The following is a 25,893-nucleotide window of genomic DNA, read 5'->3' on the forward strand; positions in this document are numbered from 1 at the left end:
CTCTTACTCCGCCGGGACGCCGTGCGCGACGCGGAACAGGCTCCGCTCCTGCGCACGCTTTTCCGGCCTGTGACGCGTCAGCGCCAGAATGAACCCGGCCGTAACGCAGATGGCGACCATCGACGAGCCGCCGTACGAAATCAGCGGCAGGGTCATGCCCTTGGCCGGCAGCAGTTCGAGATTGACGCCCACGTTGATGATCGACTGTATGCCGATCTGCAACACGAGGCCAGCGACCGCAAAGCGGTTGAAGTCGTTGCGCTCCTTGTAGGCATGCGACAGGCCGCGCAGCACCAGCGCCGAAAACAGCAGCACCAGCGCGATGCAGAAGATGATGCCGAACTCTTCGGCTGCCACCGAGAAGATGAAGTCGGTGTGGGCGTCGGGAATGATCCGCTTGACGATACCCTCGCCCGGCCCCTGGCCGAACCAGTCGCCACGGATGATCGCCTCACGCGCCGTGTCGATCTGGAAGGTGTCGCCCTCGCCGGTCATGAACTTGTCGATACGCAGCGCCACGTGCGGGAAGACGTAGTAGGCGCTGACCAGACCACCCGCCCCCATGGCGCCGAGCACAATGATCCACAGCCACGGCATGCCGGCCATGAAGAACATCCCGCCCCAGACTGCGGTCGTCAGGATCGTCTGGCCAAGGTCAGGCTGCGCCACCAGCAAAGCCGCGACGATGCCGAACAGGATGATGGCAAACAGGTTGCCCGGAATTTCCGGCTGGCGCGCGTGCTCGGCAAACAGCCAGGCGCAGACGACGACGAAGGCCGGCTTCATGAATTCCGACGGCTGAATGGAGATGCCGGCCAGCGTCACCCAACGACGGGAACCCTTGACCTCGACGCCGAAGAACAGCGCCAGAAGCATCATCGACAGCGCGACGATGAGGAGGAGGATCGCCGTGCGGCGCACCTGCCGCGGCGTCAGGAACGACAGGCCGATCATCACCGAGAGCGACGGGATCATGAAGGCCGCGTGGCGCTTGACGAAGTGGAACGGTTCCAGCCCGATACGCTCGGCCACCGCCGGCGAAGCGGCAAACGACAGCATGAAGCCGATGCCCATCAGGAAGATGAACATCGCCAGGAAAAACCGGTCGATGGTCCAGAACCAATCGGCCAAAGCCCCACGTTCCGCACGACTTACCATGTCACTTATCTCCTGTTGCCGAACCGATCAGCATGGTGATTCCGTCGAGCGCTGCCACATGGCTGACAAATGCATCGCCCCTGATTTCGAAGTTCTTATATTGATCGAAGCTTGCGCAAGCCGGTGACAGCATCACCGCCAGAGGCCCCGTTTCGTCTTTGTCAGCGTCGGCCGCCGCATGCGCGACCGCCTGCTCCAGCGTTCCCGATATCTCGTAAGGCACCGCCTCGCCGAGTGTCGCGGCGAATTCGGCCGCCGCCTCACCGATCAGATAGGCCTTGGCGATGTGCGGGAAGAAAGGCGCCAGCGTGGTGATCCCACCGGCCTTCGGCAATCCGCCGGCGATCCAGTAGATCCGGTCGTAGCTCGACAGTGCAGGCGCTGCAGCATCGGCATTGGTGGCCTTGGAATCGTTGACGAACACCACGTTGCCACGGCGCCCGATCGGCTGCATGCGATGCTTGAGGCCCGGAAACGAGGTCAGCCCCGCACGGATCTCCTCTGCCGACACGCCGACGGCCAGGCACGCGGCAACGGCCGCCGCCGCATTCTGCGCATTGTGGCTGCCACGCAGCGTCTGGATTCCATCGAGGTCGGCGATCGGCAGGACAGCACCCGCAGACGCCTGAATGAGTTTGGTGCCCTCGGCATAGATCCCGTCGGCCAATGGCTGGCGCCGGGAAATGCGGATCACCTTGCCGCCGGCCCGCTCGATCCGGTCGGCGATCACTTCGCAATAGCTGTCATCGACACCAACAACGGCCACACCGCTACCGCCGACCAGCCGTTCCTTGATGTCGGCATAATGCTGCATCGTCCCATGCCGATCGAGATGATCCGGCGTCAGGTTGAGCAGGATGCCGGCCGATGGATTGAGCGTCGGCGCCAGATCGATCTGGTAGGACGAGCACTCGACCACATAGAATCGACCGGCCTTCGGCGGCTCCAGCGTCAACACGGCAGTGCCGATATTGCCGCCGAGCTGCGTATCGCGGCCGCTCGATTTCAGGATATGGGCAATCAGCGCCGTGGTCGTCGATTTGCCGTTGGTCCCTGTGATGGCGATAAACGGGCTATCCGGCGCATGCGCCCGGCGCTCGCGCACGAACAGCTCGACGTCGCCGACGATATCGACACCTGATGTGCGCGCCAGATCGACCGTCCAGTGCGGCTTCGGATGGGTCAGCGGCACGCCCGGCGACAGCACGAACAGCGATTGCGCGTTCCAGTCGATGGTCCTGAGATCGGCGGTATGGATGCCCTCGGCCGCAGCCTTGGTCACGCTGTCAGGATTGTCGTCCCACGCCGTCACGTCAGCCCCGCCCAGAACAAGGGCGCGGGCCGTGGCAAAGCCGGAACCGCCGAGCCCGAACAACGCGACCTTTTTTCCTGCAAGCGTGGTGACCGGGATCATGATCGTCTCACCGCAGCTTCAGCGTCGAGAGGCCGAGCATGGCCAGTCCGACGGCGATGATCCAGAAGCGGATAACCACCTGGCTTTCCGTCCAGCCCTTCTTCTCGAAATGGTGGTGGATAGGCGCCATCAGGAAGACGCGGCGCCCGGTCATCTTGAAGTAGCCAACCTGGATGATCACCGAGAGCGTTTCCATCACGAACAGGCCGCCGATGATCGCCATGACGATCTCATGCTTGGTGGCAACGGCAACCGTGCCGATCGTGCCGCCCAGCGCCAGCGAACCGGTGTCGCCCATGAAGATCGCCGCCGGTGGCGCGTTGAACCACAGGAACCCGAGCCCCGCCCCGATCACCGCGCCAAGCACGACGGAGAGTTCCCCCGTTCCCGGCACGAAATTGATCTGCAGGTAGTTGGCGAACACCGCGTTACCTGCGAGGTAGGCAATGATGCCGAACGAGGCGGCCGCGATCATGACAGGCACGATTGCCAGGCCGTCGAGCCCGTCGGTCAGGTTCACGGCATTGCCGGCGCCGACGATGACAAAGCCACCGAAGACGACGAACATGATGCCGAGGTTGATCATGAAATCCTTGAAGAACGGGAAGGCGATCGAGGTGCCGAAGGTGGAACCAGCCGGACCCGACGTGTGGGCGGCGCGCATCATGAAATAGACGGCGATGCCGGCAATGACGAACTCGATGCCAAGGCGCGCCTTGCCCGAAAAGCCCTTGTGGCTCTGCTTGCTGACCTTGAGATAATCGTCATAGAAGCCGATCGCGCCGAAGCCGAGCGTCACCAGCAGGGTCGCCACGACATAGACGTTGGAAAGATCGGCCCACAGCAGCGAGGAGCCGACGATGCCGGCCAGAATCATCAGGCCGCCCATGGTCGGCGTACCGGCCTTCTTGAAGTGGGTCTGCGGACCATCGGCACGGATCGGCTGACCCCTGCCCTGACGGATGCGCAGCGAGTTGATGATCATCGGCCCGAACAGGAAAACGATCAGCGCAGAGGTAAAGAGAGAGGCGCCCGTACGGAACGTGATGTACCTGAACAGATTCAGAAATCTCAGGTGGTCCGACAGTTCGACTAGCCAAATCAGCATTCAGGGCCCCTTGTTTACCCGCTCAAAATTCGCGTTGCGTGTCGGCAAATGGCGGGAACTTGTCAAGGAGCGCGGCAATAATCTTGCCGAAACCAAGGCCCAATGACGATTTTACCATCAGCACGTCGCCCACTGCGACTGAGTTCAATACATGGTCGATGAGTTCGTCCGTCTGCGTGCGGTGCACGACGGATACGCTCTCGGGAAGTGATTCTTTAAGTGTCAGCATTTCCTGACCGGCGAGCCACACATGCTCGATACCGGCAGCAAGAAGCGGTCCGGCCAGATCGGCATGAACCTTCTGCGAATAGTCGCCCATCTCCAGCATGTCGCCAAGAATGGCAATCCGCCGGCCCGATCCTGTCGGGACCGAACTTGCCAGCAGCGCAATCGCGGCCCGCATCGAGGTCGGGTTGGCGTTGTAGCTCTCGTCGATGACGGTGAAGCTGCCATGGCCGATCGAAAGCTTGTGGCGACGGCCCCGGCCCTTCTCGGCCTGCAGCGTTGCAAGTGCCGCGATGGCCGAATGCATCTCGGCGCCGACGATCTTGACGACGCCGAGCGCTGCCAGCGCGTTCTCTGCGATATGCCGACCGGGGGCGCCGATCGCCACCTCATGGGTCTCGCCGTCGATGGTGATCCACAGCGTCGAACTCTGGTCGCCGCCATTGAACTCCGCCATGCGGAAATCGGCCTTGGCATGCTGTCCGAAGGAGTGGATATGCTGGATACCGCAGGCCTGCGCCGTGCGGTCGAGAAAATTGAACTGGTCGTTGTCGCGGTTGAGCACGGCATGACCGCCCGGCACCACGCCCTCGAAAATCTCCGCCTTGGCGGTGGCGATTTCCTTGATGCTCTTGAAATTGCCGAGATGCGCCGGCGCGATCGTGGTGACGACGGCGATATGCGGCTCGATCATGTTCACCAGCGGCCGGATTTCATCCGGATGGTTCATGCCGACTTCGAACACGCCGAAATAGGTGTCGAGCGGCATGCGCGCCAGCGTCAGCGGCACGCCCCAGTGATTGTTGAAGGAGGCGACAGACGCGTGCACCTTGCCCGACGGGGCGAGCACACGACGCAGCATCTCCTTGGTGGTGGTCTTGCCGACAGAGCCGGTGACCGCAATGATCTGCGCCCTTGAGCGGGCCCGCGCCGCAAGCCCGAGCTTGCCGAGCGCCACCAGCACATCCTCGACGACGATCATCGGCACCGTCAGCCGACCCATGGCCGGAAGACGGGCTTCGCTGACCACGAGCAGAGCCGCGCCATTGGCCATCGCCATCGACGCGTAATCATGACCATCGACACGGTCGCCCTTGATCGCGAAGAAAGCCTCGCCCGGTCCGATCGAACGGCTGTCGATCGCAATGCCGGTGATGCCCTCGGGCAGCGTCCCGAACGGGCGCCCTGCCATGGCAGCAATCATATCCTGCGTCGTCCAAAGCCAGCTCACGATTTCAGCTCCCCCAGGGCCTTGCGCAGTTCGGCATGATCCGAAAACGGCAGCGTCACACCGGCAATGGTCTGCCCTTCCTCATGCCCCTTCCCGGCAACGATCAATGTATCACCTGACGTCAGCATACCGACAGCCTCGCGGATCGCCTCGGCACGGTCGGCGATCTCGGTGGCGCCGGGCGCGGCGGCCATGATCTCGGCGCGTATCTCGGCCGGCACCTCGGAGCGCGGATTGTCGTCGGTGACGATCACCACATCGGCCAGCCGGCAGGCGATCTCGCCCATGATCGGCCGCTTGCCGCGGTCACGGTCGCCGCCGCAACCGAACACCACGATCACCCGACCTGTTGTGAACGGCCGCACGGAGGCCAGCACATTCGATAGCGCATCCGGCTTGTGGGCGTAATCGACATAGGCGAGCGCGCCGTCCTTGGTATGGCCGACGAGTTCGAGGCGCCCGGAAGCGCCCTGCAGCTTCTCGAGTGCAGCCATCGCCACCTTGGCCGGAACGCCCGTGGACATCGCAAGGCCGGCAGCGACAAGCGCATTGGCAACCTGGAAATCGCCGGCGAGCGGAATATGGACTTCGAAGATTTGACCCTCGGCATGGATCTCTGCCACCTGCTTGTGACGGAAATGCTCAACGCGCTTCAGCGTCAAGTATTCGCCCTTGCGGCCGACGGTGCGGACATTGTGCCCGGCATCGATCGCCGCCTTGATCGCCTGCTCCGACCATGCATCGTCGGCGAAGATAATGGCCGGCGAGCCCTTCGGCAGCAGCGTATCGAACAGCCGCATCTTGGCGGCCATGTAGTCCTCGATCGTCGGATGGTAGTCCATGTGATCGCGGCCGAGATTGGTGAATGCGGCGGCAGCAAGCTGGACGCCATCGAGGCGCGACTGGTCGAGACCATGGCTCGACGCCTCCATCGCCGCGTGCGTGACACCCTCGTCGGCAAGTTCCGCCAGCAGTTCGTGTAGCGAAACCGGATCGGGCGTGGTCAGCGAACCATAATCATTGCGGGTCGGCGAGACGACGCCGGTGGTGCCGATCATCGCCGCAGCATGGCCGGCATGAGCCCAGATCTGGCGGGTGAACGAGGCAACCGACGTCTTGCCGGCAGTGCCTGTGACGGCCACCATCGTCTCCGGCTGCTTGCCATAGAAATTCGAGGCAGCAATCGACAGGAAACGGCGGGGGTTTTCGACAACGAGAACAGGAATGGACGCTTCGACGGCGTGAGCGGCAACGGCCACCGCAGCACCCCGCGCGGCCGCGTCGGCCACGAAGCCGGTACCGTCGGCCTTGGTACCGGCGACAGCGACGAAAGCCATGCCGGGCGCGATCTTCCGGCTATCGGCGGACAGGCCGGAGATCTCCAACGTCCCTACCGGTCCGTCCAGCTGTTCCCTAAGTTCCGGAAACCCAAGTCCGGCAATGTCCCGCAGTTTCATCGAATCCACATTTCTCTCTCGCGCCGTCGGGCCCCCATGGCGAATCGGCTGCGACATTCATTCAGACTCAATAAGACACCAACATGGCCGAGCCGTCGTCACCGAACTTCGGTTCCACACCAAGGATCGGCGCCGCCCGCGCAATGATGTTCTTGACCATCGGTGCAGCGGTGTAGGCAGCAATGTTCTGGCCCTTCTCGCCATTGTGCGGTTCATCGCAGAAGGTCAGCACCACATAACGCGGATTGTCGATCGGGAAGGCCGCCAGGAAGGCGTTGAAGTTGAGGTTGGTGGCATAGCGGCCGTTGACGACCTTGTCGGCCGTGCCGGTCTTGCCGCCGACATTGAAGCCGGGCACGTCGGCGTTGCGGCCGGAGCCCTTGATGCCGTTGAGCTTGAACAGGTAGCGCACGTCGTCACTGGTGGACTTCTTGACGACGACCTCGGCCACCTCGTTTGCCTGTTCCATGGTGCGCGGCAGGAAGGTCGGCTCGATCAGCTTGCCGCCGTTCATAAGTGCAGCACCGGCAACCGCCGTCTGCAACGGCGTCGTCGAGACGCCATGGCCGAAGGAGATGGTCACCGAGTTGATCTTCTTCCAGACCTTCGGCTGGCTCGGCATCTTGATCTCGGGAAGCTCGGTCTTCATCTTGGTCAGCAGGCCGAGCTTGGTCAGGTAATCCTTCTGCGCTTCCATGCCGACGATATCGATGATGCGCGCCGTACCGACGTTCGACGAATACTGGAACACTTCAGGCAGCGTCAGCCAGCGGCGCTGGCCGTGGAAGTCGTGGATGGTGAAGCCGCCGATGCGGATCGGCTGCGTGGCGTCGAAGCTGGAATTGAGATTGACCTTGCCGGTATCGAGCGCCATCGCCAGAGAGAAGGTCTTGAAGGTCGAGCCCATTTCGAACGTGCCGTTCGACATGCGGTTCAGCCAGCCTTCCTTGGCGCCCTCCATCGGGTTGTTCGGATCGAAATCCGGCGCCGATGCCATGGCAAGCACTTCGCCGGTGTGAATGTCGAGAACGACGGCACCGGCACCCTTCGCTTCATAATTCTTGACGGCGTTGACAACGACGTCACGCACGATGTTCTGCACACGCACATCGATCGACAGCTTGACCGGTTCCAGCGGCTGGTCGCTCGTCATCCCGACAGAGGCGAGATCGGCAAGCCCCTGATCGTCGATGTACTTTTCCATGCCGGCAACGCCGCGGTTGTCGATGTTGACGTAACCGAGAATGTGCGCGGCCGTTGCACCACCTGGATAGAAGCGGCGCTTCTCCGGACGAAAGCCGATGCCGGGAATGCCGAGCGCCAGAATCTGGCTCTGCTGCTTCGGCGTCAGCTGGCGGCGAAGCCAGGCGAAATGAGAGCTGCGGTTGGCAAGCTTCTTGTAGGTGCCCTTCATGTCGAGATCGGGCAGCACGGTGGTCAGCTTCTCGACGGCCTCGTCGGCATCGACCACCTTGTTCGGTTCGGCAAACAGCGAGACGGTGCGGATGTCGGTCGCCAGCACTTCGCCGTTGCGGTCGAGAATATCGGGACGCGATGCCATCAGCCGATCGGCTGGAGGAATGCTGGAAACGACGTCTTGATCACGCACCGCATATTCGACCAGGCGTCCGCCGATGACGCAGTAGACGCAGACGAAGGCGAAGGCCAGGAGGCCGACCCGGCTCTTGGCCTGTCCGCTACGCTTCTTGCGCGTACCCTGGATCGGCATGGCGCCGGATGGGCCGCCGAAGCGACTGTAGACGCCGGATGAAAAATGCGCCTGGCTCTTGGCCACCATGATGCGTGAAAGAAAGGACATCTCTACTCCACAGATCCGGTTGCCATATCGTCTTCGTCTTCGTTTTCAGCAGGCTTTGCCGGCACGGTCTTCGCCTTCGGCTTGGTACCCTTGGCGTCGGCAATTTCAGGCACGGGCACCTGCGACTTCAACATCGGCAATTCCCTCGCATGAACCAGCGAGGTCGACACCGTCGGCTGCAGCTGCAGCTCGCTATTGTAGTTGGTCACCAGCCGCTCGAGCCGGTTCGGCTGCGATTGCAGCGCCCAGTCGGCCTTGAGCAGGTCGATCGTATCCTTCTCGAGCTTGATCTCGGCCTCGAGGCGATGAACCTCTTCGAGCTTCAGTTCGGCACGATGCTTGATCGTGTAGGTCACGGCGGCCGCTGCCGTCATGACGCCGATAAGGACGAGGTCGAAGGTTCTCAGCATATCAGGCTCCGAGCTTTCCGAGGCTTGCGAGGTTGGGCAGTCCGAAGATCGAAATGTCGTCGGGTTCCGCGGCAGCCGCGGTCCTGAGACCCGCACGCAGCTTGGCAGACCGCGCCCGCGGGTTGATCTCGGCTTCGGCATCGCTGGCCGAAACCATCGGCTTGCCGATCCTGTCGAAAGTCGCCGCCCGCTCATGGGCAACAGGCATGTGGCGCGAACCGACAGCCTTGCCGGCACGGTCGGAGAAGAAGGTCTTGACGATCCGGTCTTCCAGCGAATGGAAAGTGACGACGACAAGGCGGCCACCGGGCTTCAGCGAACGCTCCGCCGCAAACAGCGCCTGCGCCAGCTCGCCCAGCTCGTCATTGACGAAGATGCGCAGCGCCTGGAACACGCGCGTCGCCGGATGGATCTTGTCCTTCATCTTGCGCGGCGTGACGATCTCGATCAGGCCTGCCAGATCGCGGGTCGTCTCGAACGGCTTGTCGGCACGGCGTTTCTCGATCGCGTGCGCTATGCGCGGCGACTGGCTCTCTTCGCCGAGGAAATGGAAGATGCGGATCAGTTCGGCCACCTTGGCACGATTGACGACATCGGCAGCAGAGACACCGGATGCCGACATGCGCATGTCGAGCGGCCCGTTCTTCTGGAACGAAAAGCCGCGATCCGCTTCGTCGATCTGCATCGACGACACGCCGATATCCAGCACGATGCCGTCGAGCCCGCCCTCGGGCGCATGATCGGCCAGCTGCGAGAATTGGGAATGAATAAGATTGAGGTGACCGCCATGCGCCGCAACCATGGCCTGTCCGGCAGCAATCGCCGTCGGATCGCGATCGAGCGCGATCACATCGGCACCGGCAGCAAGGATGGCCGACGTATAGCCGCCAGCGCCGAAAGTACCGTCGAGAATGACCTTGCCTGCCGCAGGCTCGAGCGCCGTCAGCACTTCGGTGAGAAGAACCGGAATGTGGCGAACCGGTCCGCCACCGGCATCAGTAGAACCTTCGCCAGGATTCGCCGCCATTCCGTTCCCTCGTGTTACGAGGAACGCCTGCCCGCCAGCCTGCGCTCCTCTCTTGCCCGTAGCTGGACCGCCTGAAATTCCTTCGGCTGCCACAGCTGAAAATGATCCGCCCGACCAACGAAGGTCACTTCGTCCGAGATACCGGTGAAATCGCGAATGAAATCCGTGACCATCAACCGCCCCTCGGCGTCGAGCTTCATGAAGACCCCGCCCCCGTGAATGAGGAGCGACATCTCGTTGGCTTCCGGCGAAAACGGATCTGCCGTCGCAATCTGCCGTTCGAACCTTTCGAGAAGCTCCGAACCGCCGATGCTGATCGCCGGAAACACAAAATCCTGGAAGCAGTACAAATCCTGGATATTGCTCTGCGCCAACACCGAACGAAACGCCGCCGGCACGGAAACCCGGCCCTTGGAATCGATCCTGTTGGTCGCATGTGAAAGGAAGCGGCTCATGACACGAAACATCCGTTCCCGAAAGAGCCCGGACGGAAATCACATGCCCGGAACCCCAAAACTCAGACACAGCTTCGCCAGCCGGATGAATACAATTCCACCCAGCGCCTCCGGTGAGGAGTACGCCTTTACTTTGCGATTGGTGGGCACTTGATTGCCCTTGCGCAGTGCAGGAATGGGATAACATGGGACCATATGGGCGTCAATGGGAAACGCCCGTCTCACGATGAGCGCAGTATCGAAAATTTATAAGCTGTTAAGTTTAACAAAGGGTTATGAACGGCCAAATCGCGACGGTTACCGCCACACGCCAACCGCAGAATGCCCTCGTCCCATTCGGGCAGCGCGATGGCGCCCGCGCTGAGGTCGCGCCACAGCGATCGACTGATCGAACCACCCCGCATCGACGCCAAAATGGGCATCAACGCTGCAACGGCCACCGATGAATGCGGATCAAGAGTCGAAACAAAAATAATCCAGCGATGACTGTATCACAGACTAATAAAATATATTATTGTTAATAAACCGCTTATTGAAATACAAAATCACATAATCCGCAGAACAAACCAATAAAATATGGAGAAACACCATGTCCGGATTCAATCTGAAGGGAATCTTGAACGGATCAAAGGTCACGGATACTGGAGTTCCGCCCAAAAAAGCAGCAATGACATCTGACATTCAATGCATAAGCTGTGGAAAACTCTTGAAGAGATGGTCGGCGCTATCAGCGAGCACCACCATTTGCGAGGAATGTCTGACGCAGCCGCGAACGTCTCACTGAGCCCTGCGTGGGCCAGTGAAATCGTGCGCGTCTGTTCTGATGTAATCGCCAGTTGGCCTGTAAGCCGGGTTCTGTAAGGCTCCGGCCGAAACCGGAACGTGGCAGCCATTCCTCTGGGACAACGTTTGCACGCTGCCTCTCGCAACCCACCCGGATGACTGACCTGGAAACCAGCCGGCCGGCTTGCGCCGACCACGTCATCCCTATTCGGTCTTGCTCCCGGTGGGGTTTACCTTGCCATCGCCGTTGCCGGAGATGCGGTGGGCTCTTACCCCACCCTTTCACCCTTACCTGCCGAGGCAGGCGGTTTGCTTTCTGTGGCACTTTCCCTGAGGTCGCCCTCGCCGGACGTTATCCGGCACCGTGTTTCCGTGGAGCCCGGACTTTCCTCACCTTACCGTCTTTCGACATTGGTAAAGCGCGGCTGCCCGGCCAACTGGCATGGCTCCCATAACCGAGACAGCCGACGAATGCCACCGAAATATCGGCCCACTGCTAACGGAAATACGGTTTGAAATCCGTCGCGTAGCCCTGCTCGCTGATTCGGCCTTCAAGCAACAGCTCGGCTCCCAGTCGGCCGATCTCATCGGAACTCTTGGCAGCCGTGCCGCAGCCGCCGGTCAGCACCCCAATCCGAGGCGAAGACGTGTACCCGATCATCGGATTGCCGCTCGGCGTGAACGACACCACGCATGAACCTCTGGAGGTCGAGACCGGCCGGAGATCGGGAACGGTGCGCAAGATCAGCCGCGTCAGATGATGCTCGACGCTCTCGCGGCCATCGGTCTTGAACCACGAACGCAGCTCCGGCTCACGACCAAGGGGCACGTCGTCGGGGTCGCCGCCGATTTTCATGTAAAGTTTGCCATCAGGATAGCGGATCGGCGGAAGCATGTAGAAGTGGTCACTGCCACCGGCCCCCTCGAAGATCAGCGACGGCATGCCGGCAAATGCCGATCCGGCATCGTCATCGACTTCGTAGAACGCAATGGTGCGCGCATAAACCGATAGATCAACCGGCTCCGGCAACAGATTCTCCGCAATAGAAAAACCGCCAGCGGCCAGCAATACCTTTTCGGCACGATAGCTGCGTCCGGCGGATGTTTCGACTGCGACCACGCCGCCCTCGTCGCGGATTGCCACAACGACATCATCAACGATCGACGCGCCGGCCTTCTCGGCAGCCACCGACTGGGCCCGCACCAGATTGCGCGGGCTGATATGGCCGGCACCCGTCGCCTCATGGACGCCCTCGCTGCCGCCTGGAAAGGCAAAAAACGGAAACCGGCTCTTCAGGCCGGCATCATCAAGCAATCCAGTTTCGACGCCCAACGAACTGGCAGCGGCAGCCGTCCGCTCGACATAGCCATCGCTCCCGTCGCGAGCAGGACCAACCACAAGACAGCCGGCTGGCGTATAGAACGAAATCCCGCTTTCTCGTTCGATCTCGGCGTAGCGCGCAATCGATCGGTTGGCGAGCAGCGCCCAGTCGCGATCAGGATCGATCGTGCGGGTAATCCGACCCTCGTCATAATGGCTGGCGAAAACACCGTCATGGCTCTGCTTGTCGGTGGGCTCGTCCGGCCCGATCACCGCAACGCCGTCCGTCGCCTTTGCCAGATGCCTCGCGGCCGCAGCACCCATCATGCCCCTGCCAACGATGATATATTTGAAATCCACGCCCATGATCATCTCGACCTATCGAAAAACCGGTGTCAGTTCCCTACCGAAGTCCTCGTTTCCAAGCCGCCCCTCCGTCATCAGCACCGCACCCAGTCGCCCGAGTTCGTCTGACGATTTCGCCGCAACGAAATTACCCCCTGTCAGTACCGCTATTCGCGGCGACGACGTAAAACCCGCATAGGGATAGGCCGTCGGCGTGAAGGTCGCGACGCAAGGCGCTGTCGTTACCGGGCAGCCCGCGAGATCCGGCATGATTTCCGATGCCGCGGCAACCAGCAGATCGCGCTCGGCGAGACTGCCATCCGAGCGAAACCATGCACCAGCATCCTCCAGCGAGTCAAAGCTGCGTGCTTCCGTATCGCCACCCAATTTGAGATAGGTTTTACCATCGGGATAAACCACCGGCGGCAGGATATAGACATGATCCTCGTCGCGATCACCGAACACGATGCTCGAAGGCATGCTGCCGAAGATTGCCATCTCCCGCTCGCCCAGTTCGTAGAAGGCAACTGTTCGGGCCGCCACGCGAATATCGACGGGATCGGGAAGAAGCTGATTGAAATTGCTGAAGCCGCCGGCAGCGACAAGCACGCGCTCCGCCGTATAGACCCTCTCGCCGACCGTCACCTCGACCTGTGCGCCGGCATCCCTGACGCCGGTCACCGTTGCGTCGATGACCGTCACGCCACCGGCCTCGGCAAGGGCGGCCTGTGCCCGCACCAGCGCGCGGGGATTGACGTGCCCGGCACGACGCTTCTCGAAATAACCGTTGAACCCGGCTCTCAGCGAAAATTGTGGGAACCGCTCACGCAAAGCTGTGGGTTCCAACGTTTCGAAATCGACTCCGAGCCTGGCTGAAATATCGATCGCTCGCCCGAGATAGCCCTGCCCCGGCTGCGGCACCGGGCCGGCGAACAGGCATCCCGCCTCGCGAAAGAACGAGATACCGCTTCTCGCCTCGATTTCGGCGTATCGATCCAGGGAGCGGGCGGCAAGCGTCGCCCAGACCACGTTGTCATCGAAAGTTCGGGTAATGCGAGCCTCGTCATAGTGGCTCGCAAAGACCCCATGGTGGCGTTTGCGCTCGGCCGGCTCACGCGGACCGATCAGCGCCACACCGTCGATCATCGCTGAAAGGTGGCGGGCCGCAGCCGCGCCCATCATTCCGCGCCCGATCACGATCACCTTGAAATCGACTGCCATGTCTCACCTCGTTTCAAGGTCAGGTAGCATGACGATCAAGTTGATTCATATTGTTAAGTGCACGGCCCAAGTGATTCATCCGCAATTCGTTTCACCCGGCAACCACTTGGCCTACAACCACTTGACCTACCATCAATCGAGCATTGCCAGCACTTTGCCGCAATAGGCCTTGGAGACCGGGTTCATCTTCGTCGCTGCATGGCCGGCATTGTACTTGAGAATCGTACCGCAGGTTCCGCCACCGCCAAGCTCATGAGCTGCGGCCAGATATTTCATGCCGTACTTGATGTTCGTATCGGGATCGAACAGGCCCTTGCTGGAACCGGAATATCCCATCATCCGCGCTGTGGCAGGCTTGATCTGCATCAGGCCGACTTCACCGGCGCTGCCGCGTGCATTGGGATTGTAGTTGCTCTCGACGCGAACGACGGCATGAGCGAGCTCGATGGGAACGTCGTACTGTCTGGCATACTTCACGATGATCGCCGCATACTTGCTACCAGGCATGTCAGGCGTTGCAAAACCGGACGTTCTGTCGACGGTGTTCAATGCCAAGGTCTTCTGAGACGTCCGTGTATCAGCTGCCTTCTGTGCCTTCGCGGCCGTCTGAGCCTTCTGTGCTCTATTAACCTTACGGGCCGTCTCGATCTTCTCTGTCTTGTGCGCCTTTGGTGTCTGCGTCTTGTAGATTGTTTGCGCCCTATTGCCCCATTCGCCTGCGAAGGCGCAATTGAATCCCATCAGCAGTGCACTGGCGCACACCACAGCAGACATAATCTTTCTCATGCAGTCAAAATACTCCGACTAAAAGAAACGCTGAGTTAAATATCGATACAACTGCAGCACAATTCCGCCTCAATACTCAATTTAAGGGCGGATTTTCTTTTACGTTTCAATTGACGCCGATGCATAACCCCAAACAAAGCAATCGGCGCCGTTCAGCGACCGGGGTTAGACCATCGTATTGAGGAGATAATAGGGAAAACATGTGGCAGCGCAGCATACCCCCAAAAACGAGGGGTGGAAGCCGGAGCGCGCGCGTGGCCTCAAGCGCCGTATCGCGGCAGCGCCGCCAGCAGACGATGGAGCGTATCGATCGTCGAAAAATCGGCGATCCCGTCCACCCTTTCGGGCCTGAAATGGCGTTGGAAAGCCTCGATCTCGCCGGCCATCTTGTCGGAAAATTCACCTGTGATTTCCGTGCCGTAACCATAGAGCGACAGCATCGATTGCAGAGCTTCCACAGGCTGGCCCTGGTCGCCACGCTGGAAAAACCGCCCCCCGGTGATCGGCGCCGGCTCAACCCAATGCCCGACCCCTTGGCTATGAAGCAGGCCCCAGGGAAAGTTTTCACCCGGATCGAGCTTCCGTCTTGGAGCAATATCGGAGTGACCAAGCACCCTTTCAGGCACGATCGACCAACGTTTGCCGCAGTCGCGACACAATTCGACCACCGCATCGATCTGCGCCTGTGGATATGCGGGCAATCCACCGGGATGGCCGGCATTGGCAATCTCGATGCCGATCGACGACGAATTGATGTCGGTCTCGCCGTGCCAGATGCTCTTGCCCGCATGCCATGCACGACGCGCCTCGGGAACGAGCTGCACGACATCGCCATTCTCATGCACGAAGTAGTGGCTGGAGACCTGGCTCTCGTCCCGACAGAGCCAGTCGAGCGCGCCATCGGCCGTCGGCATGCCGGTATAGTGGAGCAGGATCATATCGGGGTTTCGCCCATCCGAGCGTTCGCCGTGATTCGGCGATGGCCGGACGCTGGCTTTCGCGTAGTCTGCCTCGAAAGAGGTCATGCGGCGCGGCGTTCCTTCTCGATTGCCTCATAGGCGGCATTGAGCGCCGCCATGCGTTCATTGGCAATCGCATGAAACTCGGCCGGTACGCCGCGCGAGATCAGCCTGTCCGGATGATGTTCGCTGACAAGGCCGTGGTAACGGCGGCGGATCGTCGGGAAATCATCGGCTGGTGACACCCCGAGGACCTTGTAGGGGTCGCGGCCCATCGACACATGGCGCGCAGCGATCCGCTCGAAGCTTTCCTCGCTCATCTGGAATATCTCGGCCACGCGCGCCAGAAAATCCATTTCCTTCTCGTGGATCAGACCATCCGCCTTGGCGATATGGAACAGCCCGTCCAGAACCTCTTCCAGAACCGGGCAATTGGCAGCGCAGGTCACGCAGAGCGTCGATAGCCGCTCGGCATAGGCTTCGTAGCCGGCCACGTCCTGGCGCGCGAGATTATAGAGTCGGGCGACATTGACCGCCTGGTCGTCGGGGAACTCGAAAATCTCGCGGAAGGCGTCGACTTCCTTCTCGCTGACGATACCGTCGGCCTTTGCCATCTTGGCCGACAGCGCGATGATCGCCACCGAGAACGCCACCTTGCGCCGCGTCTCGGGATCGCCCTCGAAAACGGTCCGAATGGCCTCGACCACCGCGGAAAGCGCATTTCCCGCAGCGTTGCCTATGGCATTCAGCAGTTTTTCCCAGAAGGACATCAGGTCTCTCATGCAACAAAAAGAGAAACACCTTGAACAAATAAAGGTTGCCTTTGCAAGATGACGATTGGTCGTAGGGTTGAAAACACCTTTCACATTTCGGTAATGGTCGCATGGAATCGGGCGCTTTCTCGCCTCTGCCACGCTCCCTCGCGACCCTCGTGACGCTTTGCCGCGCCCTTCCGTCAGCCCGGCAATGTCTCACGCCGACAATTTCCACAACCCTTCGCGGCTGGCTGTTCCGGCTTGAAACGATTAGATCGCCGCTTCCAGTCATCTTCGCAGTTTCGCCTCGCCGAAACAGGCGATTTTCATGAAAACAACACTTTACACTCCCCTTTCTCTGCCGCATCCATGCGATACCTAAGCAGCAACCAACCAGCGCAGACACGATATCGGAGGCACCATGGCCAGGAAAAAAGTCGCAATGCTCACGGCCGGAGGCCTTGCACCTTGTCTTTCGTCGGCAGTCGGCGGGCTGATCGAACGTTACACCGACATTGCTCCGGATCTCGAACTGGTGGCCTACCGTTCCGGCTATCAGGGCGTGCTGCTGGGCGACAGCATCAAGATCACCGCAGAGATGCGCGAGAAGGCCTACCTTCTGCACCGCTACGGCGGCTCGCCGATCGGCAACAGCCGCGTCAAGCTCACCAACGCCGCCGACTGCGTCAAGCGGGGGCTGGTCAAGGAAGGCGAGAACCCGTTGAGGGTCGCAGCCGAGCGTCTGGCCAATGACGGTATCAGCATCCTGCACACCATCGGCGGCGACGACACCAATACAACGGCGGCCGACCTTGCAGCCTACCTCGCGGCCAATGGCTACGACCTGACGGTGGTCGGCCTGCCGAAGACGGTCGACAACGACGTTGTCCCGATCAGGCAGTCGCTCGGCGCCTGGACGGCAGCCGAAGTCGGTGCGCATTTCTTCGACAATGTCAGCAACGAGCAGACAGCGGCACCGCGCACGCTCATCATCCATGAAGTCATGGGCCGCCATTGCGGCTGGCTGACAGCCGCCACCGCGCGCGCCTATCTCAAGCGCACCAAGCAGAACGAATATGTCGACGGCCTGATGACCAACGCCAAGATGAAGAGCATCGACGCAGTCTATCTGCCCGAGACGGTGTTCGACCTCGAGGCCGAATCGGCGCGCCTGAAGGATGTGATGGACCGCACAGGCCATGCGACCGTGTTCGTCTCGGAAGGCGCCTGCCTCGACGCTATCGTTGCAGAACGCGAAGCGGCCGGCGAAACCGTCAAGCGCGACGCCTTCGGTCACGTCAAGATCGACACGATCAATGTCGGCGGCTGGTTCCAGAAGCAGTTTGCCAGCCTGCTGAATGCCGAGCGCTCGCTGGTGCAGAAGTCGGGCTACTTCGCCCGCTCCGCGCCCGCAAACGCCGATGACCTCCGCCTGATCCAGAGCATGACCGACCTTGCCGTCGAAAGCGCGCTCAACAAGATCTCAGGCGTTACCGGTCACGACGAAGGACAGAACGGCAAGTTGCGCACCATCGAATTCCCGCGCATCAAGGGCGGCAAGCCTTTCGACACCTCGATCAAATGGTTTAGCGAAGTGATGGACGAGATCGGCCAAAAATACGAGGACGCATGATTGACGCAAGCAAGATATGGTGTCTTTGCTTGTTGTCTAATGGATGAGGAGGAGATTCCATGTCGCTCGAAGCTTGGTTAGCTTTCGCTGCAGCATCAGCAATCATGTTGGCTATTCCAGGACCGACGATTTTCCTCGTCGTCTCGTATGCGCTCGGCCATGGCCGCAAGACGGCCTTGGCGACCGTCAGCGGCGTGGCGCTTGGCGATTTCACCGCCATGACCGCCTCGCTTTTCGGCCTCGGCGCACTTCTGGCAGCCTCGGCCACGCTCTTCACGGTTCTGAAGTGGATTGGCGGCGCCTACCTGATCTGGCTTGGGATCAAGCTCTGGCGGGCGCCGATCATTGCCGGGCCGATGGCCGACAATGACAATCTGCCGGAAGAAAAATCGCTGAAGATCTTTCTCCACGCCTATGTGGTCACCGCGCTCAATCCGAAGAGCATCGTTTTCTTCGTGGCCTTCGTGCCGCAATTCCTCGATCCGGCCCTGCCCTTCCTTGGCCAGATGCTGATCATGGAGGCAACTTTCCTCGTCCTCGCAACGATCAACGCCTCCACTTACGCCCTTGCCGCACACGCCGCCCGCGGCCTGATTCGCAAGGCGAGCGTCCAGCGCACCGTCAACCGCACGGGCGGAACTTTGCTGATCGCCGCAGGTGCGGTGACCGCCGGATATCGCCGCATCGCGGCCTAGATATTTCCTGCGGGTTGCCGCAAAGCCTCGAATAGGTTAATTGGCGATCCAGCACTTAAGGTTTTTGGTAACTTTTAACGCTGCCGGGGCGGCGCGTTTCACGAGAGTGAGAGTATGGCAGCGATCGGTATTTCCAGCTTGAAACGCAATCTCATCGTATCGACGATGCTGTGCTGCGTTGCCGCCGGGTGCTCGAGCGTCGAATACACCTCTCAGGCGGAATTGATGGCCGAGCAGGTCGTCGTTCCAACCCCCAAGCCCGGCGAGGATGCCACCTTTGCAGCCATCCCCGCAGGCGAAGGCACCCCAGCAGCAGCGATGATTGCCGGCGCCGATCAGACGGCCCCCTCGATCGCCACAGCCGCGATGCCGGTCACTGACCCATTGCAGCAGTCCGCGGAATTGCAGCCATCAGCCTATGGCCAGATACCGCTGACGCCGGAAATGACCGCGATTCAATCGGTTATTCCAACGCCACGTCCGGGCACGCCTTCGACCCAGCTGGCATTTGCAGCAACGCCGCAGAACGGTGCCATCGCCGCCCTTTCGGCAATCGACACGACACCGCATCCGATGATGGACTACGGCTTCGACACCTCGGGGCCAATCGATCCGCCGGCCGCACCGCCGATGTTCAGCGACAATGACGATGATGGGGCGCCGACCGTCGAGAAGAGCGAAATCACCAAGATCATCGAAAAATACTCGCAGATCTATAAGGTCCCGGCTTCGCTGCTTCACCGCGTAGTACATCGCGAAAGCCGCTACAATCCGAAGGCCTATAACAAGCGCGGCTACTTCGGCCTGATGCAGATCAAGTACAACACAGCAAAATCAATGGGTTACGACGGACAACCTGCAGGCCTGTTCGACGCCGAAACCAATATCAAATACGCCGCGAAATATCTGCGCGGTGCGTGGCTGGTGTCCGATAGCAGCGAAGACAACGCCGTCAGGCTCTATGCGCGCGGCTATTACTACGATGCCAAGCGCAAGGGCATGGATGACATCGCCCAGGGCAATTATTGACCGGTAGCCACCGGTACATACCCCTACCCCTCATCAGATAACGTCGCCAGAATATCCTTCAACAGAACTTGCGGCCTGTAGCGCAGCCAGCTTGGGGTGAGCCCGAGCCTCAGCACGACGAGATTGGCCGACGGCACGATCGCCATGCTCTGGCCGTCATGCCCTTCCAGCCACAGCGCATCGGCAGGAATGCCGGAGCCGGCGCTGCCGGGAGGCTGCAGCCATGCCTGACCGTGCGAATAGGCGCCGCCTGAGGCCGCTGTCGGCGTGCGCATCATCTCCATGAAACGGTCGGGCAGCAACCGCTCGCCATTCCATACCCCATCCTGAAGCAGGAACTGGCCGAACCGCACCCAGTCGCGGGCTGTGGCGTAGAGATAGGAGCTTGCGGCAAAAGTTCCGCGTGCGTCCGCCTCCAGCACCGCGCTCGACATGCCGAGCGGATCGAACAGCGCCTTTCGCGGATAAGCCAGCGCCAGCTGCGGATTGCCGATTCGATCCATCCAGATTCGCGAAATCAGCACCGACGTGCCGCTGGAATAATTGAACATCGCCCCCGGATCGGCCGCCAGCGCACGGCTTGCCGGAAGCGCCGTTTCATCCGGGTCGAGGTAGAGCATGCGGGTCACATCGGCGACAGTGCCGTAGTCCTCATTGAAGCCGAGGCCGCTCTCCATGCCAAGCAGATGACCGAGCGTGATCTGTGCCCGCTTGTCGTCCCGCCACTGCGGCAGCAGCGCCGCATCCTCGAAGCCGATCTTGCCCGCCAGCATCAATCGCCCGACGATCGCAGCATTCACCGTCTTGGTCATCGACCAGCCGATCAGCGGCGTGTCCGGACCAAATCCGTCGCCATAGGCTTCCCCGACAATCCTCCCATTGTGGACGACAACGACCGCGCGCATGTTCCGGCCTGTCAGTTCCGGGTTGGCCAGAATGGCTGATATCCGTTGATCCGCAAACGCACCCGAATCGTTTCCCTCGGGCCAAACTCCTTGAATTTTCGCGGGGTTTCCCGTAGGCGCAGCGGGCACGGCCTCGAGCGCCGCCGCGAAGTCACCGTCCGGGACACTCGTGCAACCGAAGCCTTCACGGTAGACCGCATAATTGGCCGCAAACAGCCCGAGTATGCGTGCAGTCACCCGCTTTTCGGCGTGATCGAGATCGACGTGGATCAGTCGCAGCAGCGGATTTCCCGGCGCCTGCACATCCTCTGCGAGAACCGCATCCGCGTCGCGCCCGGCGACAAAAACGTTCGAGCAGACGATCTTCGCGGCATAGCCATCACCGACCCGCAGAAGCTCCGGCGGGCGGATGAAAAGCCAGCCCGCGCCAACGGCAATGATCACGACAAGCAAGGCGGCCAACGCTCTCAGGGCATGCAGAACACGTCGCATAGGGCTCCTCCGATACTTTAGAAAAGCAGGAAATACGCCTGCGTGAAAGCCCCGTGACGAGCGATTGCCCGACTTCCCCACACGGTTCCCACCAGCAAGGCCACCCACAGGCGACGTCATCAAACTGTATTGCCGCCGCGTTAAACGCCCTGAACGCCAAACGTTGAGAGACTCACTTATGACGGAATTTGCACCGGATGCCGGCTTCCGCAAGAACCGGAAACTTAAGGCAGCGCTTCTCCGCCACAAGGCCTTTTCCAAAGAGGGCCTGTCCGAACGTCTTTTCGGATTGCTGTTCTCGGGCCTCGTCTATCCGCAGATCTGGGAAGACCCCGATCTCGACATGCAGGCGATGGAGCTTGAGCCTCATCACCGCATCGTCACCATCGGCTCCGGCGGCTGCAACATGCTGGCCTATCTCTCGAAAAGCCCGGCATCGATCGATGTCGTCGATCTCAACCCGCACCACATCGCGCTCAACAAGCTGAAGCTTGCCGCTTTCCGGCATCTTCCCGCCCGCGCCGACCTGATCCGCTTTCTGGCGAAATCGGGCGAGACCTCCAACAGCGAGGCCTTCGATCGGTTCCTGTCCGCCAATCTCGACGACACCACGCGCACCTACTGGAACGGCCGCACGTTCGGCCGCCGCCGCGTCACCGTTTTCGACCGCAACATTTACAAGACAGGCCTGCTCGGCCGCTTCATCGGCGCCGCCCACCTGCTCGCCCGCGTCCATGGCATCGACCTGACCGGTCTCGCAAAGGCACAGTCGCTCGACGAACAGCGCCAGTTCTTCGACCACAAGATCGCACCGCTGTTCGAAAAGCCTGTCGTGCGCTGGATCACCAGCCGCAAAAGTTCGCTTTTCGGCCTCGGCATTCCGCCGCAGCAATACGACGAACTCGCAAGCCTCGCCGCCGACAATTCGATCGCGCCGGTGCTGCGCCACCGTCTGGAAAAGCTCGCCTGTCATTTCCCGATGCAGGAGAACTACTTTGCCTGGCAGGCCTTCGCCCGCCGCTACGGCGACGAAGGCGAAGGTCCGCTGCCGACTTACCTCAAGCCCGAGCACTACGAAGCGATCCGCGCCAATGTCGATCGCGTCAGCGTCCACCATGCAAGCTTTACCGAACTGCTCGCCGGCGAACCGGCCGCCTCGCGCGATCGATACGTCCTGCTCGACGCGCAGGACTGGATGACCGATCAGCAGCTGAACGACGTCTGGTCGGAAATATCCCGCACCGCCCGCGACGGCGCCCGCGTCATCTTCCGCACTGCCGCCGAAAAAAGCATCATCGAAGGCCGGCTGTCACCCGCCATCCGCGACCAGTGGACCTATCTCGAAGCGCGCTCGCAGGAACTCACCCCGCTCGACCGCTCGGCGATTTACGGCGGCCTCCACATCTACGTGAAGAAGGCATGAGCAAGGTGGAAACAGGCACCTCCGCCCCGACGGAAACCCATGCCGACCTGATGGACGGCATGTATCGTTACCAGCGGCACATCTACGACCTGACACGCAAATACTATCTGCTCGGCCGCGACCAGACGATCCGCAATCTTGACCTCCAGCCGGGCGCCACGCTGCTCGAAGTCGGCTGCGGCACCGGCCGCAACCTGGCGCTGGCTCACAAGCAGTTTCCGCACGCGAAGCTCTACGGCCTCGACATCTCGCAGGAGATGCTGATCTCGGCCCGCAGGACCTTCGCAACTCTCGGCACCTCCGCCGACTTCCGCGTTGCCGACGCCACCGCCTTCACCGCGCAGGAATTCGGCCAAGCAGGTCTCGACCGCGTCATGATTTCCTACGCGCTGTCGATGATCCCCGATTGGGAACGCGCCATCGATGCGGCCTTCTCCGCCGTCAACCCGGGCGGCCAGCTGCACATCGTCGATTTCGGCCAGCAGGAGGGGCTCCCTGGCTGGTTTCGCGCCCTGCTCCGCTCATGGCTCACCAGGTTCCACGTCACTCCCCGCGCCACCCTGCGCGAGGTTCTGCAGGCAAAGGCAGACCGCGAAAACGCTCAGTTGACGTTCAAGACAATCGGCGGCGGCTACGCCTGGCGGGCAATTATAATTAAAGGCCGCTAATATTTAGCTTGAAACTAACCGAATTTTTACGTTGATATGGTGAATAGAGGGGCATCTATTCGCTGGGCACGTCATTTTTCGAAGGTCAGGCTGTGGGGCAAAAAGATCATTCTGTTCATGACGGAACACCCATGCGCCGGCTCCTGTTTTGCGTTCTGCCGTTGGCCCTCATGCTGGCTGGCTGCACATCCTCTGGCTACGATTACCTTGAAACCGCGTCCATAAAGCCGAAAATGCGGTTTCAGGACACGGATCCTCAGGATTTCGGCGCCAAGCATCCCCAGCAGAACGCCATCCACGGCATCGACATTTCCAAGTGGCAGGGTGATATCGACTGGCAGACCGTCCGCAATTCGGGCGTCGCATTCGCCTTTATCAAGGCCACCGAAGGCAAGGACCGCGTCGATCCGCGCTTCAGCGAATACTGGCAGCGCGCCCGCGCCGTCGGCATCCCCAATGCGCCTTACCATTTCTATTATTTCTGCTCGTCGGCAGACGAGCAAGCCGACTGGTTCATCAGCAACGTGCCGAAGGAATCGATGCGCCTGCCGCCGGTGCTCGACGTCGAGTGGAACGGCGAATCCAAGACCTGCCGCACCCGCCCCGATCCCGAGACCGTGCGTTCCGAGATCAAGCGCTTCATGGACCGGCTGGAAGCCTATTACGGCAAGCGCCCGATCATCTACACCTCGGTCGATTTCCACCGCGAAAACCTCGACGGTTATTTCCAGGATTATCACTTCTGGGTCCGCTCGGTCGCCAAGCATCCCGAAGTGACCTATGCCAACCGCCGCTGGGCCTTCTGGCAGTACACATCGACGGGCGTTATTCCCGGCATCAAGGGTCCGACTGACATTAACGTGTTCGCGGGTTCGGCGAAGAACTGGAATAACTGGGTGGCATCGGTATCCAAGGATAGAAATTCTTAGTAACGTCCTGCTTTCTTTCTTGCTTCTGTCACAATCATTTGGGACATCGACAGCAATTTCAGCAATGACGAGGATACACTCTATGCACCGTACGCCTGCTAGCCGTTCTGCGCTCGCTCTCCTATTCGCCGTCGGCATCGTAACCGGCGCAGCAGCGCAAACAGCGGCACCGGCAGCTCCGGCCGGCCAGGCTCCTGCTGCAGCAGCTGTCGCCTGCGACGGTGATCTCACGACCTTCCTCGCCGGCGTCAAGGCCGAGGCGATCGCAGCCGGCGCATCGACCGAGGCCGCAGACCGCGCACTGGCGGGTGCACAGATCGACCCCAAGGTTCTCAGCCGCGACCGCGCCCAGGGCGTGTTCAAGCAGACCTTCCTCGAATTCTCGCAGCGAACCGTGAGCCAGGCCCGCCTCGACATCGGCCGCCAGAAGATGAAGCAGTATGCCGACGTCTTTAACCGCGCCGAGCAGGAATACGGTGTTCCCCCGGGCGTCATCACCGCCTTCTGGGCGATGGAGACCGACTTCGGCGCCGTCCAGGGCGATTTCAACACTCGCAATGCACTGGTGACGCTGGCGCATGACTGCCGCCGGCCGGAGCTGTTCCGCCCGCAACTGATTGCGCTGATCGAGATGGTCGAGCACGGCGACCTTGACCCCGAAACCAACACCGGCGCCTGGGCCGGCGAAATCGGCCAGGTGCAGATGCTGCCGCGCGATATCGTCGCCTTCGGCATGGATGGCGACGGCGATGGCCATGTGCGCCTCAAGCAGAGCGGCCCTGATGCAATCCTGACCGCGGCGCGGTTCATCCAGCATCTCGGCTTCCAGAAGGGCCAGCCGTGGCTGCAGGAAGTCACTCTGCCGGAAAGCCTGCCCTTCGAGAAATCCGGCCTCGGCGGCACGATGACCGCTGGCGAATGGTTCGCATTGGGCGTCAAGCCGCGCAACGGCGACACCAGCTTCGGCAGCCTGCGCGGCGATCTCGTCCTGCCGCAGGGCCGCCTCGGACCGGCCTTCATCGCCTACCCGAACTTCGGCATCTATCTTGAGTGGAACAAGTCGTTCATCTACACGACCTCGGCTGCATATTTCGGCACCCGCCTCTCCGGCTCCGAGCCCTACCTGAAGGGCACCCCGGAACAGGGCCTGACCAACGACCAGATGAAGGAGTTGCAGACCAAGCTCGACACGATGGGCCACGACGTCGGCGCCATCGACGGCATCCTCGGCTCGGGAACCCGCATCGCCATCCAGAAGCAGCAGCAGCGCCTCGGCATGCCGGCAGACGGCTGGGCGACACCGGCGCTTCTGAACGCGCTCTGAGACCCATCAAATCGGATATGACGAGCCGGGCCATTGGTCCGGCTTTGTCGTTTGTGGATTTCCGTTGTTTTTCAGGGGCCTGGCGCGCGCCTTCAATCCGCCAAAGGTATGAATTGCCAGTCGCTCTGTTTTACGTTCCGTTAAAATCTGTGAATATTTTTCCGGCCGGTTTTTCTGTTTGTTTTCAGCAAAATAGCTTTTGTCACCACCGGGAGATGCGACATTTTCGCCGCAGCGCAGCAAAAAAACCGCTTTTCAAGTGTCGTATTCCCGACATATTATCGGCTGGTTAACGCGAGGAGAAAGACATGGGACTGACAC

At 60.9% G+C, this 25,893-nt stretch carries 23 protein-coding genes and 1 other RNA gene; 7 read left to right on the forward strand and 17 right to left on the reverse strand.

Annotated features, from left to right (window positions below; all coding sequences use genetic code 11):
• Positions 1-3: 3 nt before the first annotated feature.
• The 15 genes from ftsW to GVL52_RS18100 all read right to left on the reverse strand — a co-directional run bounded on the left by ftsW (position 4) and on the right by GVL52_RS18100 (position 16,489).
• Positions 4-1,158, reverse strand: coding sequence for a putative lipid II flippase FtsW (ftsW, locus tag GVL52_RS18030; protein ID WP_160009600.1), 1,155 nt, complete (start codon positions 1,156-1,158; stop codon positions 4-6).
• 1 nt (position 1,159) lies between these two features.
• Positions 1,160-2,572, reverse strand: coding sequence for a UDP-N-acetylmuramoyl-L-alanine--D-glutamate ligase (gene murD, locus GVL52_RS18035; protein WP_160009602.1), 1,413 nt, complete (start codon positions 2,570-2,572; stop codon positions 1,160-1,162).
• Positions 2,573-2,579: 7 nt separating this feature from the next.
• Positions 2,580-3,680, reverse strand: coding sequence for a phospho-N-acetylmuramoyl-pentapeptide-transferase (gene mraY / locus GVL52_RS18040; RefSeq protein ID WP_160009604.1), 1,101 nt, complete (start codon positions 3,678-3,680; stop codon positions 2,580-2,582).
• Positions 3,681-3,702: 22 nt separating this feature from the next.
• Positions 3,703-5,136, reverse strand: a complete 1,434-nt coding sequence (locus GVL52_RS18045; protein ID WP_160009606.1) for a UDP-N-acetylmuramoylalanyl-D-glutamyl-2,6-diaminopimelate--D-alanyl-D-alanine ligase — start codon at positions 5,134-5,136, stop codon at positions 3,703-3,705.
• On the reverse strand, positions 5,133-6,593 hold the full coding sequence (locus GVL52_RS18050; RefSeq protein WP_160009739.1) for a UDP-N-acetylmuramoyl-L-alanyl-D-glutamate--2,6-diaminopimelate ligase: 1,461 nt from the start codon (positions 6,591-6,593) through the stop codon (positions 5,133-5,135). Before GVL52_RS18050 ends, GVL52_RS18045 begins: the two co-directional genes overlap by 4 nt.
• 67 nt (positions 6,594-6,660) lie before the next feature.
• Entirely contained in the window at positions 6,661-8,412 is a 1,752-nt protein-coding gene (locus GVL52_RS18055) for a penicillin-binding protein 2 (RefSeq protein WP_160009608.1), read from the reverse strand.
• 2 nt (positions 8,413-8,414) lie between these two features.
• A complete protein-coding gene (locus tag GVL52_RS18060; protein WP_160009610.1) occupies positions 8,415-8,822 on the reverse strand; it encodes a hypothetical protein in 408 nt (135 codons plus the stop codon).
• Between the two features lies 1 nt (position 8,823).
• Positions 8,824-9,849: a 16S rRNA (cytosine(1402)-N(4))-methyltransferase RsmH gene (gene rsmH, locus GVL52_RS18065; RefSeq protein ID WP_160009612.1), complete on the reverse strand. Its 1,026-nt coding sequence runs from the start codon at positions 9,847-9,849 to the stop codon at positions 8,824-8,826.
• A gap of 14 nt (positions 9,850-9,863) precedes the next feature.
• Positions 9,864-10,304, reverse strand: coding sequence for a division/cell wall cluster transcriptional repressor MraZ (mraZ, locus tag GVL52_RS18070; protein ID WP_244619222.1), 441 nt, complete (start codon positions 10,302-10,304; stop codon positions 9,864-9,866).
• Between the two features lie 828 nt (positions 10,305-11,132).
• Positions 11,133-11,528: RNase P RNA component class A (gene rnpB / locus GVL52_RS18075), an RNA gene on the reverse strand.
• 55 nt (positions 11,529-11,583) lie between these two features.
• Positions 11,584-12,774 (reverse strand): FAD-binding oxidoreductase, encoded by a 1,191-nt coding sequence (locus tag GVL52_RS18080; RefSeq protein ID WP_160009616.1) that lies wholly within the window; start codon positions 12,772-12,774, stop codon positions 11,584-11,586.
• A gap of 12 nt (positions 12,775-12,786) precedes the next feature.
• Entirely contained in the window at positions 12,787-13,974 is a 1,188-nt protein-coding gene (locus tag GVL52_RS18085) for an FAD-binding oxidoreductase (RefSeq protein WP_160009618.1), read from the reverse strand.
• Positions 13,975-14,106: 132 nt separating this feature from the next.
• Positions 14,107-14,760, reverse strand: coding sequence for a lytic transglycosylase domain-containing protein (locus GVL52_RS18090; RefSeq protein ID WP_244619223.1), 654 nt, complete (start codon positions 14,758-14,760; stop codon positions 14,107-14,109).
• A gap of 260 nt (positions 14,761-15,020) precedes the next feature.
• Positions 15,021-15,785: an N-acetylmuramoyl-L-alanine amidase gene (locus GVL52_RS18095; protein WP_160009620.1), complete on the reverse strand. Its 765-nt coding sequence runs from the start codon at positions 15,783-15,785 to the stop codon at positions 15,021-15,023.
• The gene (locus GVL52_RS18100) at positions 15,782-16,489 is read right to left on the reverse strand and encodes a DnaJ family molecular chaperone (RefSeq protein WP_160009622.1); all 708 of its coding nucleotides are present in this window, start codon (positions 16,487-16,489) and stop codon (positions 15,782-15,784) included. Before GVL52_RS18100 ends, GVL52_RS18095 begins: the two co-directional genes overlap by 4 nt.
• A 406-nt stretch (positions 16,490-16,895) precedes the next feature.
• On the opposite strand from GVL52_RS18100, the gene GVL52_RS18105 reads away from it, so the two are divergent.
• The 3 genes from GVL52_RS18105 (at position 16,896) to GVL52_RS18115 (ending at position 19,831) form a co-directional block, all read left to right on the forward strand.
• A complete protein-coding gene (locus GVL52_RS18105) occupies positions 16,896-18,107 on the forward strand; it encodes a pyrophosphate--fructose-6-phosphate 1-phosphotransferase (RefSeq protein ID WP_160009624.1) in 1,212 nt (403 codons plus the stop codon).
• A gap of 59 nt (positions 18,108-18,166) precedes the next feature.
• Positions 18,167-18,802, forward strand: a complete 636-nt coding sequence (locus GVL52_RS18110; RefSeq protein WP_160009626.1) for a LysE family translocator — start codon at positions 18,167-18,169, stop codon at positions 18,800-18,802.
• 114 nt (positions 18,803-18,916) lie between these two features.
• Positions 18,917-19,831 (forward strand): lytic transglycosylase domain-containing protein, encoded by a 915-nt coding sequence (locus GVL52_RS18115; protein WP_160009628.1) that lies wholly within the window; start codon positions 18,917-18,919, stop codon positions 19,829-19,831.
• 23 nt (positions 19,832-19,854) lie between these two features.
• On the opposite strand, the gene GVL52_RS18120 is transcribed toward GVL52_RS18115, so the two are convergent.
• The gene (locus GVL52_RS18120) at positions 19,855-21,228 is read right to left on the reverse strand and encodes a serine hydrolase (RefSeq protein ID WP_160009630.1); all 1,374 of its coding nucleotides are present in this window, start codon (positions 21,226-21,228) and stop codon (positions 19,855-19,857) included.
• Positions 21,229-21,406: 178 nt separating this feature from the next.
• On the opposite strand from GVL52_RS18120, the gene GVL52_RS18125 reads away from it, so the two are divergent.
• The 4 genes from GVL52_RS18125 (at position 21,407) to GVL52_RS18140 (ending at position 25,572) form a co-directional block, all read left to right on the forward strand.
• Positions 21,407-22,651, forward strand: a complete 1,245-nt coding sequence (locus tag GVL52_RS18125) for a DUF3419 family protein (RefSeq protein WP_160009632.1) — start codon at positions 21,407-21,409, stop codon at positions 22,649-22,651.
• Positions 22,648-23,319, forward strand: a complete 672-nt coding sequence (locus GVL52_RS18130) for a class I SAM-dependent methyltransferase (protein WP_160009634.1) — start codon at positions 22,648-22,650, stop codon at positions 23,317-23,319. Before GVL52_RS18125 ends, GVL52_RS18130 begins: the two co-directional genes overlap by 4 nt.
• A gap of 131 nt (positions 23,320-23,450) precedes the next feature.
• Entirely contained in the window at positions 23,451-24,248 is a 798-nt protein-coding gene (locus GVL52_RS18135; RefSeq protein ID WP_160009636.1) for a GH25 family lysozyme, read from the forward strand.
• A gap of 82 nt (positions 24,249-24,330) precedes the next feature.
• Complete coding sequence (locus GVL52_RS18140; protein ID WP_160009638.1) at positions 24,331-25,572, forward strand: lytic murein transglycosylase; 1,242 nt, start codon at positions 24,331-24,333, stop codon at positions 25,570-25,572.
• 6 nt (positions 25,573-25,578) lie between these two features.
• Here the strand turns inward: GVL52_RS18140 and GVL52_RS18145 are convergent, their stop codons facing one another.
• The gene (locus GVL52_RS18145) at positions 25,579-25,815 is read right to left on the reverse strand and encodes a hypothetical protein (protein ID WP_160009640.1); all 237 of its coding nucleotides are present in this window, start codon (positions 25,813-25,815) and stop codon (positions 25,579-25,581) included.
• Positions 25,816-25,893 lie beyond the last annotated feature (78 nt).

It is taken from the genome of Rhizobium sp. 18055 (assembly GCF_902706285.1).
Classification (GTDB): Bacteria; Pseudomonadota; Alphaproteobacteria; order Rhizobiales; family Rhizobiaceae; genus Rhizobium.

Coding starts and splice junctions, on each gene's coding strand:
- ftsW (WP_160009600.1), bottom strand. CDS start 1,158: ATGGTAAGTCGTGCGGAACGTGGGGCTTTGGCCGATTGGTTCTGGACC.
- murD (WP_160009602.1), bottom strand. CDS start 2,572: ATGATCCCGGTCACCACGCTTGCAGGAAAAAAGGTCGCGTTGTTCGGG.
- mraY (WP_160009604.1), bottom strand. CDS start 3,680: ATGCTGATTTGGCTAGTCGAACTGTCGGACCACCTGAGATTTCTGAAT.
- GVL52_RS18050 (WP_160009739.1), bottom strand. CDS start 6,593: ATGAAACTGCGGGACATTGCCGGACTTGGGTTTCCGGAACTTAGGGAA.
- GVL52_RS18055 (WP_160009608.1), bottom strand. CDS start 8,412: ATGTCCTTTCTTTCACGCATCATGGTGGCCAAGAGCCAGGCGCATTTT.
- GVL52_RS18060 (WP_160009610.1), bottom strand. CDS start 8,822: ATGCTGAGAACCTTCGACCTCGTCCTTATCGGCGTCATGACGGCAGCG.
- rsmH (WP_160009612.1), bottom strand. CDS start 9,849: ATGGCGGCGAATCCTGGCGAAGGTTCTACTGATGCCGGTGGCGGACCG.
- mraZ (WP_244619222.1), bottom strand. CDS start 10,304: ATGAGCCGCTTCCTTTCACATGCGACCAACAGGATCGATTCCAAGGGC.
- GVL52_RS18080 (WP_160009616.1), bottom strand. CDS start 12,774: ATGGGCGTGGATTTCAAATATATCATCGTTGGCAGGGGCATGATGGGT.
- GVL52_RS18085 (WP_160009618.1), bottom strand. CDS start 13,974: ATGGCAGTCGATTTCAAGGTGATCGTGATCGGGCGCGGAATGATGGGC.
- GVL52_RS18090 (WP_244619223.1), bottom strand. CDS start 14,760: ATGAGAAAGATTATGTCTGCTGTGGTGTGCGCCAGTGCACTGCTGATG.
- GVL52_RS18095 (WP_160009620.1), bottom strand. CDS start 15,785: ATGACCTCTTTCGAGGCAGACTACGCGAAAGCCAGCGTCCGGCCATCG.
- GVL52_RS18100 (WP_160009622.1), bottom strand. CDS start 16,489: ATGTCCTTCTGGGAAAAACTGCTGAATGCCATAGGCAACGCTGCGGGA.
- GVL52_RS18105 (WP_160009624.1), top strand. CDS start 16,896: ATGGCCAGGAAAAAAGTCGCAATGCTCACGGCCGGAGGCCTTGCACCT.
- GVL52_RS18110 (WP_160009626.1), top strand. CDS start 18,167: ATGTCGCTCGAAGCTTGGTTAGCTTTCGCTGCAGCATCAGCAATCATG.
- GVL52_RS18115 (WP_160009628.1), top strand. CDS start 18,917: ATGGCAGCGATCGGTATTTCCAGCTTGAAACGCAATCTCATCGTATCG.
- GVL52_RS18120 (WP_160009630.1), bottom strand. CDS start 21,228: ATGCGACGTGTTCTGCATGCCCTGAGAGCGTTGGCCGCCTTGCTTGTC.
- GVL52_RS18125 (WP_160009632.1), top strand. CDS start 21,407: ATGACGGAATTTGCACCGGATGCCGGCTTCCGCAAGAACCGGAAACTT.
- GVL52_RS18130 (WP_160009634.1), top strand. CDS start 22,648: ATGAGCAAGGTGGAAACAGGCACCTCCGCCCCGACGGAAACCCATGCC.
- GVL52_RS18135 (WP_160009636.1), top strand. CDS start 23,451: ATGCGCCGGCTCCTGTTTTGCGTTCTGCCGTTGGCCCTCATGCTGGCT.
- GVL52_RS18140 (WP_160009638.1), top strand. CDS start 24,331: ATGCACCGTACGCCTGCTAGCCGTTCTGCGCTCGCTCTCCTATTCGCC.